General features: G+C 58.7%; 1 protein-coding gene. It reads right to left on the bottom strand.

What is annotated here, in order from left to right; all coding sequences use genetic code 11:
- Positions 1 to 140: 140 nt before the first annotated feature.
- A complete protein-coding gene (locus AC3WLT_RS37245; protein WP_492596538.1) occupies positions 141 to 542 on the bottom strand; it encodes a hypothetical protein in 402 nt (133 codons plus the stop codon).
- Positions 543 to 795 lie beyond the last annotated feature (253 nt).

The following is a 795-nucleotide window of genomic DNA, read 5'->3' as shown; positions in this document are numbered from 1 at the left end:
CTGGCCGAACCCTGACGCAGGGGCATGTAACGGCCCCAAACGGCCGTTGTCCACGCTCAGGCTGCCCAGCAATGATGCGCAACCAAACCGGGGAGCCTCTTTCGGTTCGACTAGGAGGGTTCCGAAAGTCAACGGATAAGTTATTCGAAAACCCGAGCCCATGCCGCCCGAAGGCGTCGCGCGCGGTCTTCAAAGAGATATGAGGCAGCCAGCGTCAAGAGACCTGAAATAACACCCGTCACGATGTGCTCGACATAGGGGATGCGGTAGTGACTCGCGTGCGAGTAGGCGTCGCCTAACGTTGTCAGGACGCCGACGACCAGCGCATTGCCGTATCGATGCACGTAGAGTTTCGCCGCAGGCGTGAAGGTCAAAAGTACGGCCAGGAGTCCGGTGAGCAGACCAGTATGGAATGCAATCGTCCAGTGGGCAAGGCTCATGACATTGCCCCAACTCCCCGGCATGCAGGTCATGCACGCGCTGGTCGGCTGCCAGAAACGCTGGATAAACAGCCAGGCGCGGCGCTTCCACTCGGTTGACATGATGTATTTCCCATCAATGCCGTTGTTACGGCCGACGCCACCTTTGGAGCGGTTTCCAGGCCTTTTGACCAGCCTGCCGTCCTCGTCATGGATGCTTTAAATCTGCGCGGCGTCGAGGCCGAGAAATAACGTGGACATCCGTGGAATATTACACCGTGATTGGACGCCGCCGTTTGGACCGGAACCGGAATTCGGCCCTTGCGTTTATCGGTGCAGCTCCATGGATGACGGGCATCGAACGATGCGCTTCCGC

It is taken from the genome of Paraburkholderia sp. FW306-2-2C-D06C, from assembly GCF_058781505.1.
This window is presented reverse-complemented; position numbering and strand designations above follow the sequence as displayed.

Coding starts and splice junctions, on each gene's coding strand:
- AC3WLT_RS37245 (WP_492596538.1), bottom strand. CDS start 542: ATGTCAACCGAGTGGAAGCGCCGCGCCTGGCTGTTTATCCAGCGTTTC.